Source organism: Haliscomenobacter sp. (assembly GCF_033763495.1).
Classification (GTDB): domain Bacteria; phylum Bacteroidota; class Bacteroidia; order Chitinophagales; family Saprospiraceae; genus Haliscomenobacter.
In genome coordinates this window covers 49,056-55,946 of sequence record NZ_JANRKL010000214.1, presented here as the reverse complement: position 1 = coordinate 55,946, position 6,891 = coordinate 49,056, and the positions used below count along the sequence as shown (strand labels likewise).

At 45.3% G+C, this 6,891-nt stretch carries 7 protein-coding genes; 4 read left to right on the top strand and 3 right to left on the bottom strand.

All coding sequences use genetic code 11. From position 1 onward, the window contains the following. Nucleotides 1-118: 118 nt before the first annotated feature. Nucleotides 119-775, bottom strand: a complete 657-nt coding sequence (locus tag SFV55_RS25430; RefSeq protein ID WP_320032392.1) for a hypothetical protein — start codon at nt 773-775, stop codon at nt 119-121. A gap of 642 nt (nt 776-1,417) precedes the next feature. Between SFV55_RS25430 and SFV55_RS25425 the strand changes: the two genes are divergently transcribed. After that, nucleotides 1,418-1,723 carry a hypothetical protein gene (locus tag SFV55_RS25425; RefSeq protein WP_320032391.1) on the top strand — a complete coding sequence of 102 codons (306 nt, stop codon included), beginning with the start codon at nt 1,418-1,420 and terminating at the stop codon, nt 1,721-1,723. A 318-nt stretch (nt 1,724-2,041) separates the two neighbouring features. Here the strand turns inward: SFV55_RS25425 and SFV55_RS25420 are convergent, their stop codons facing one another. After that, the gene (locus SFV55_RS25420; RefSeq protein ID WP_320032390.1) at nt 2,042-3,862 is read right to left on the bottom strand and encodes an ATP-binding protein; all 1,821 of its coding nucleotides are present in this window, start codon (nt 3,860-3,862) and stop codon (nt 2,042-2,044) included. A 237-nt stretch (nt 3,863-4,099) separates the two neighbouring features. On the opposite strand from SFV55_RS25420, the gene SFV55_RS25415 reads away from it, so the two are divergent. The 3 genes from SFV55_RS25415 (at nt 4,100) to SFV55_RS25405 (ending at nt 6,179) form a co-directional block, all read left to right on the top strand. Then, nucleotides 4,100-5,053 (top strand): L-threonylcarbamoyladenylate synthase, encoded by a 954-nt coding sequence (locus tag SFV55_RS25415; RefSeq protein WP_320032389.1) that lies wholly within the window; start codon nt 4,100-4,102, stop codon nt 5,051-5,053. A 59-nt stretch (nt 5,054-5,112) separates the two neighbouring features. Then, nucleotides 5,113-5,646: a DUF2911 domain-containing protein gene (locus SFV55_RS25410; RefSeq protein WP_320032388.1), complete on the top strand. Its 534-nt coding sequence runs from the start codon at nt 5,113-5,115 to the stop codon at nt 5,644-5,646. 149 nt (nt 5,647-5,795) lie between these two features. Next, on the top strand, nt 5,796-6,179 hold the full coding sequence (locus SFV55_RS25405) for a hypothetical protein (protein WP_320032387.1): 384 nt from the start codon (nt 5,796-5,798) through the stop codon (nt 6,177-6,179). On the opposite strand, the gene SFV55_RS25400 is transcribed toward SFV55_RS25405, so the two are convergent. After that, nucleotides 6,176-6,760, bottom strand: coding sequence for a hypothetical protein (locus SFV55_RS25400; protein ID WP_320032386.1), 585 nt, complete (start codon nt 6,758-6,760; stop codon nt 6,176-6,178). The genes SFV55_RS25405 and SFV55_RS25400 overlap by 4 nt on opposite strands. Between the last annotated feature and the right edge of the window lie 131 nt (nt 6,761-6,891).

Sequence of the window (6,891 nt, the reverse complement as noted above, 5' to 3'; positions counted from 1 at the left end):
CTGTAAAAACCGCTATCTGGAGGCATAATCAATTTTTAACCTCCTCCAAAAACACCCTTGTTGATAATTATATTCATAACATCAGGTATCTTTGGAATGTCCTTATTGGCGCTTCTGCCTAAAAGGGATAAAGTCCAGCTTTGCCGTTGATCATTTTTAATGAGGCCATTTCAAGGGCAATTCGAAGCTTGGCTGCCAGGTTGGCCAATTCCAATTGTTCTAAACTCAGGGCCAGGTTGGATTCACCAGAAGCAGTTTTTATGGTGTCACGAGAATAGTAGCGCAAGTGGTACATCCGATAAAGGTTTAGGTGGTACCAAACATCGATGCTTCCTCGGCCGAAGTCCTTTTTTTTCTCGGAATCCAGCTTGTTGATTTCTAAATCCTCGTCTTCTACATCCTCTTTAAGCGTGAGTTTTTCAGGTGCTTCTTTATAGTTCTCGATTTTTCGATCCAATAACTCAGGGAGCCCTAGTCGACTGTATTCAAAAGCCAAGAGGAACTCATACTCCGCCCAGTTTTTTTTTATGGCTTGTTCTACCAGAAAATCCTCTATAATCCTGACTAAATTGTTGACTATACTACTGATTCTTTTGGCGGGGTTGGACCAGGTATTGCCTTTAAAAAGGGAGATGATTTTGGCCTGATCGAGGTCTTTTTCCTTAAACTCGGGATAACACTTGTACAAGTAATTGAATAAACTGTTTTCCTGTTTTTTTTGTGCTCCTCGTTGACTAATGAAAGTTTTTAAGGCCTTTAATTCAGACTTGTCCATTTTTTGTAAGATCTGCACACAAGCATTATTAAACATCGCCCAAAAGTTTGAAGAAGTGAGTCAGGATTCATGGAATTCCAAAAATAGTGAAATGATAAGGTATCACTCCTCTATTGCTTACTGAAAAACTGAAAAATGGTAGAGATTTTGCAGTAAGCCATTTTTTTTAAAAAAATAGGATAAAAGCAGATCTAAAAATGAGAGGGAAAACTGAAGTGAAGTGATAGGTTGAATTTGTGAAATAAAAACTTGATTTACTGTGATTTGTGATTTGTTTGGTGTGCTTCTCTGAAAAAAAAATCGGCAAATCCGGACGAGATATTCAAGTATTATGTCCAGAATTTGGGGAAGCAGATACTTTATCTTTGTTTCAGTGATGAAGCGGAAGCGAAATCACGGAGGGGCAAAACTAAACCCCAGTTCAAGCTCATTGAAAGTTTTGTCATTTCGAAATTTGGTGGAGAGCTGTGCTCCAAATCTTATGAGAAACAACCAATTATTCCTCTTAAGCACGCTAGCATTTATTATTCATAACATTCCCGGAACCCCTGACTAAATTAGGTATAACAATTATAGCAGCTCTTCCACTTTTTTGTTTACAAAAAAACACTATACGTTCATACCAAAACAGAGTACTAAATTATGGGAAATGAATTAAACCGCAAACAAATCCTCGATTTATTTGAAGATCAGCTCTTTGTAAGTTATGAGGACTACTGTAAAAAACACGAAATAAGGCCTGATTACAAAGGCCTAATCACGTACATCATCGATCAGGAATTAATCCACCCGAGTGTGATCCAAAAATATACGGTGTTGAAAGAATTTACTGCTCGGTGCCCATCGGATCGTGGGCAAAAAACACAAACAGTAGAAGCTTTAGCAGATCGGTTCAACCTCAGTTCAAGAACGATCTGGAGTATTTTAAAAAGTAATGTTAAAAAATGAAGTGGGCTGACGGGAAACCTGTTTAAAATGGACAATAAATTATGGGGTGCCTTTGAGCTATTTTACCATGTTGCCATTTCTATTTGTGGTTTAATGGCTCAGGGTGCCCTCGAAATAAAATAGGTACATTGAATGATAAGGTTTCCTGTGGTCTTTTTTGAACAAGCCTTAAGTAGGACACTGTAAAGAATTAAACCCCAGTTAAGGGCTACAAAAATAAGGGTTCATTTTGCCAATGGATTAGCTAGGTAAACGATATTTTGAGTGCCTTGCCTAATTTTTGGCTCAGAAAAATGAACACTTATTTTGGCCCCGCTGCTAAGTTGTCAAAGGCACGTTCAAGGTTATCCGGGTCCCTTCCCCGATTTCGGAATGAATAAACATGCGTCCTTCAATGAACTGCATCCGCTCCCGCATGAAGGACAAACCCATCCCACTGCCATCCTGTTTATCCGATACTTCTTCAGGATCAAATCCCACACCGTCGTCATCGATCACAATACTCAACATTTTTTCAGAATGTGAAATACGGATCAGAATGAAATTAGACTGGGCGTATTTAACCGCATTGTTGACTGCTTCCTGAGTAATGCGGTACAGGTTGGTCTCCACTACAGTGTCCAGCCGTTCGTTGAAATTACTGCGGTTTTCAAAAAGAATATTGCTGTTGGTAAGTTTGCTCAGTTCGGCAGCCATCCGTGCCAGGCCTGTGGCAATGCCGTAATCGCTGAGTTCGGGGGGCGTAAGGTTGAAGGTTACCATTCGTACGCCCTGAATGAGTTTGGTGGTAAGCCCCTGGAGCTTTTCGAGTTTGGCCTGGACCTTGTCGGGTTGCCCGGGGTCCAGAGAGTCGAGGTTGAACTTGAGGGCGGTGAGCATTTGGCCAATCCCGTCGTGGATATCGCGGGCAATTCGTTTGCGTTCTTCCTCCTGGGCCTCCACAATTTGGGCCGAGCGCAACACCTGCTGCCGCATTTGCTCGTCAAAACGCTCCTGATTCAGGCGCTCAATTTCCAGTTGGGCTTCTTTGCGGTAGGTAATGTCCGCACACAAAATGAGCAAATCCTGGGCCAGGCCACCGCCGCTGACGGGAATCACCGACATTTCCAGCCACAGTTTTCGTCCATCCGGGGTGCTGATCTGGATTTCATTGGTGCTGATGCGCGACCTGGCTTTTTGCATGGTTTCTTCGATGCTGCGTTGGCCGGGCTCATCCGCACAGATGATTTCAGCCAGGCGTCCTCGTAGAGGTTTGTTGTCGTGGCCCAGCAGTTCCCGGAATTTTTCACTCAGGTAACGCACTTGCCCATTGGTGGTACAGTTGGCAAATAAAGCTGCCTGATCCACCGCAAAAGTGAGTGCCTTTAATTCCTGCAAAGAACTTTCTTTGGCGCGGTAAAGTTGCTCCATTTCTTTGGCCATTCGTTTGGCTTCCTGTTCCGAGTGCATCAGGCGTTGTAAGGTGTTGCGCACATGAATGGCGGCGGGGCGAAAAATGAACCAAAATTCAATCAGCAAAATAGTCAGTGCGATGACGAGCAAAATCCATTCGATGCGCTTGATCTCGTTGACCTTGGCTTTGGATTCGGCGTCGTACTGAAAAACGATTTGATCCATCTCGGCCACAAAACGTTTTTCGTTGCGCATGATTTGGGTCAGCAATTGTGAATCGGGCTGTACCACTCCATTAGCCGATGCGTTGGCAATCTGTAAAGCGGCGCGATAAATGGCTTCAAAATGAGGGTTTACCTGCTGAAACATGCCCCGAATGGCTGTACTATTTTGCCCCGGCAAGCCCAGTTTGCTATTGCCTCCTTGCAGGCCCAAATGTGCCTGCTGCCACACCCAAAGGTCTTTCCTTAACTGCTGGCGTACATTCCGGAGTGAATCAGGAGTGCCATCCGCATTGAGCAATAATACCTGCTTGGTAATGCGCTGGCTGAGCATGCGTTGCCGCCCGGCTACATTGACCACCCGCGAGTCGTCGGTTTGTTTGCGCAAATGATCCTGGATCAACAACTGCCCACTCACAATGGCCAGGGCAATGGCACCCAAGGCCAAGACGTACAAACGACGCAGGCGGGAAAAGGTGGCCGAATCGAGTTGCTCGGCATTGGGCTGGGTGAAGAGCGGTGACATGGGGTAAAGGTAAGGAAAAGTTGAGGAGTTCTTCGAATGACGAATTTTTCGAATGACGAATAGGACGGAAGCGTCTGGAACTTTTAGAAACTCAAGATTGGAGTTCCATTTGTATGCAATTCCCAAAGCACGTGAGGGCAATGCCCCAATTTGTCATTCGTCATTCGAACCATTCCTCATTCAAAAAATCTCCCCCAAAAACCTTTTCTTTGCACCTCAAAACAAGTCCACTACTGAATGATCGGCCAAAACATTGCCCAAGCAGCTGCTTTATTACAACGAGGAGAAGTGATCGCCATTCCGACTGAAACGGTTTATGGACTGGCAGGCAATGCTTTGGATGAACAAGCGGTGGCCAGAATTTTTGCCATCAAACAACGCCCTTCTTTTGACCCACTAATTGTACATGTGCCCGATTTGCGGCAGTTGGAAAACTGGGTGAAGGCCATTCCGCCGTTGGCCCGTAAACTCGCCGAGCAGTTTATGCCTGGAGCTTTGACTTTATTGTTGGAAAAAAGAGACCAGATTTCCGATTTGGTCACGGCTGGTTCGCCCCTGGTGGCCATGCGGATTCCGGCGCACCCCCTGGCTCAACAACTTTTGCAAAGTTTACCATTTCCTCTGGCTGCTCCCAGCGCCAATCCCTTTGGCTACATCAGCCCCACCCGCGCCGAGCATGTGGCGCACCAACTAGGTGATCAAATTCCCTACATTTTGGACGGCGGTCCTTGCAGCATTGGACTGGAAAGTACCATCGTTGGTTTTCCCGAGGGGCGTGCTACCGTTTATCGCAAAGGAGGTATCTCCGTGGAAGCCATTGAAGCGCTGATCGGCCCAGTGCAAGTGAAAGCCCATTCCAGTTCCAACCCCCAGGCGCCGGGCATGCTCAAAAGCCATTATGCGCCACGAGTACCAATGGTGCTAGGCAACTTATCCGAATTAATTCCTGTCTATAGTGGAAAGGCAGTAGGTGTGCTCAGTTTTCGAGAAAGATTTCCCGAGATACCCTCCGAACGGCAGTTTGCATTATCTTCGTCAGGGGATTATACCGAGGCAGCACGTAACCTTTTTTCCGCCATGCGGTATTTGGATCGTTTGCCTATCGATTTCATTCTGACGGAATTATTGCCAGAGGAACATTTGGGGCGCGCCATCAACGACCGGCTAAGACGAGCCGCCGCCGTGGAATAATCAACCAAGTATTGGCATGTTCTGTTAATAAAGTCTACTACTTAAAAAAACAAATCAGTATGCGTTTCAACCAAATCACAATGGCCCTGACAATGGGGTTGGCCATTTTTGCATCCATTGCGCTACAGGCTCAAGACAACAAAGCCCAGCGCCCTAGCCCACCTAAAACTGTTACGCGGATGTTGGACTCACTCAGCATCAACATTGTATACAATGCACCTTCGGTGAAAGGGCGTACCATTTGGGGCGCGCTGGTACCTTACGGAAAAGTTTGGCGTACTGGTGCCAATGAAGCCACCACTTTTGAGGTGAATAAACCTGTTCTGATTGAAGGCCAGAAATTGGCAGCGGGCAAATATTCTTTGTTTACCATTCCGGGTGAAAAAGAATGGGTGGTCGTTTTTAACAAAGAAGCTGAGCAGTGGGGAGCCTATAGCTATAAAAAAGACTCAGATGCATTGCGGGTTACTGTAAAACCTGGCAAAACCAAACTTCTGGTAGAACAACTGGCCATTGATGTGTCCGATAAAGGTGAAGTCAGCATTGCCTGGGAAAATGTTCAAATTGCTTTTGCAGTAAAAGAAGCCAAGTAATTTCGGATGTGGGATTTCGGATCCGTCTCCGGTCGCTGAGCGAAGTCGAAGTAAGCCGAAGCGCCGGAGCCAGGGCCGAAATCCCAAATCCGACATCCGAAATGGTTTATTCTTTTTATTTTTGCCCCAGTTTATTTAATACACACTCCATGAAACGATTGATAGCATCTACATTACTTCTCTCTTTGGTTTCCATTGGCATTAATGCTTGTAAAAATGAACCCAAAATAGAACAAGCCGATTTGTTGGGCCGTTGGGAACTACGGGAAGGATTTCGAAACGAACAAAAATCAGAAGACCTGGCTGGTTTGTTCTTCGAATTTTTTGGCGACGGAAAAATGATCACCAACATGTCAGGATCTACTGCTGAGGCGCAATATGAGTTGAAAAAACAAATGTTGTTGCAGCGGGGTGGCGAAATGGATGCTGATTATCAGATTGAAACCTTAAACGATACCAGCCTGACCCTAATCGCTACCTTGCGTGAGATCAATTTCCGTTTTGTTTTGGGCAAAAGTATCCAGGTCAATTAGAAATGCCAATTGAGACCAAAGCGTAGGGATAGTGGTGATTTTGAAGAGAGCGGACTCGGATTAACATTGTACAGCAACAGGATCTCACTCCGCATTGCTCCACCTCCTCCTTGCAACAAACCCAAGCCTAGGTGCATATTGTTGGCGTTGTACCGTTGTACTTCAAATCCGTTAGAGGTGTAGTAGGGCACGGCCTCGTTGGCGTATTCGTATTCTGCGTGTACAAAGAAACGATCTACAAACTTGTATCGGCTGAAAATTCCAGCTGACCAGGACAGTGGTTGTACTCGTTCCACCTGGCCGTTTATCAAACGTTGGCTGTAATAACTGTACAAAAAACCTGCCCGGGGCCCCACCGAAAAATCCGGCGTTAATTTATAACCCAACATTGGACTAAGGCCAAACTGAATCAAGGTAGAGGAACCAAAACCCAAGCCAAGGGGTACATTACCTCCATACCAGATGCGGCGATTGCTGCTGCTGACTTTCTTATCTTTGTCTGTACTTCTGGTCAGGCTTTGGGCTTTTATATCCAGGCTCATGAACCCCAAACAACAAAGGACAATAACGATGTTACGCATGGCTGAAAACATTGGAAATGGTTTGATTTTTAAATAATGCCCAACAAAGATACATGCTCTCGTTACACTTGACAGAGATATTCATTTTTTTGGTAGCGCCCTTACTGAATTATACTAACTTTGAGTATCCA

Bases quoted from the DNA above. Each gene is read 5' to 3' on its own strand.
- SFV55_RS25430 (WP_320032392.1), bottom strand. From the start codon at position 775: ATGGACAAGTCTGAATTAAAGGCCTTAAAAACTTTCATTAGTCAACGA.
- SFV55_RS25425 (WP_320032391.1), top strand. From the start codon at position 1,418: ATGGGAAATGAATTAAACCGCAAACAAATCCTCGATTTATTTGAAGAT.
- SFV55_RS25420 (WP_320032390.1), bottom strand. From the start codon at position 3,862: ATGTCACCGCTCTTCACCCAGCCCAATGCCGAGCAACTCGATTCGGCC.
- SFV55_RS25415 (WP_320032389.1), top strand. From the start codon at position 4,100: ATGATCGGCCAAAACATTGCCCAAGCAGCTGCTTTATTACAACGAGGA.
- SFV55_RS25410 (WP_320032388.1), top strand. From the start codon at position 5,113: ATGCGTTTCAACCAAATCACAATGGCCCTGACAATGGGGTTGGCCATT.
- SFV55_RS25405 (WP_320032387.1), top strand. From the start codon at position 5,796: ATGAAACGATTGATAGCATCTACATTACTTCTCTCTTTGGTTTCCATT.
- SFV55_RS25400 (WP_320032386.1), bottom strand. From the start codon at position 6,760: ATGCGTAACATCGTTATTGTCCTTTGTTGTTTGGGGTTCATGAGCCTG.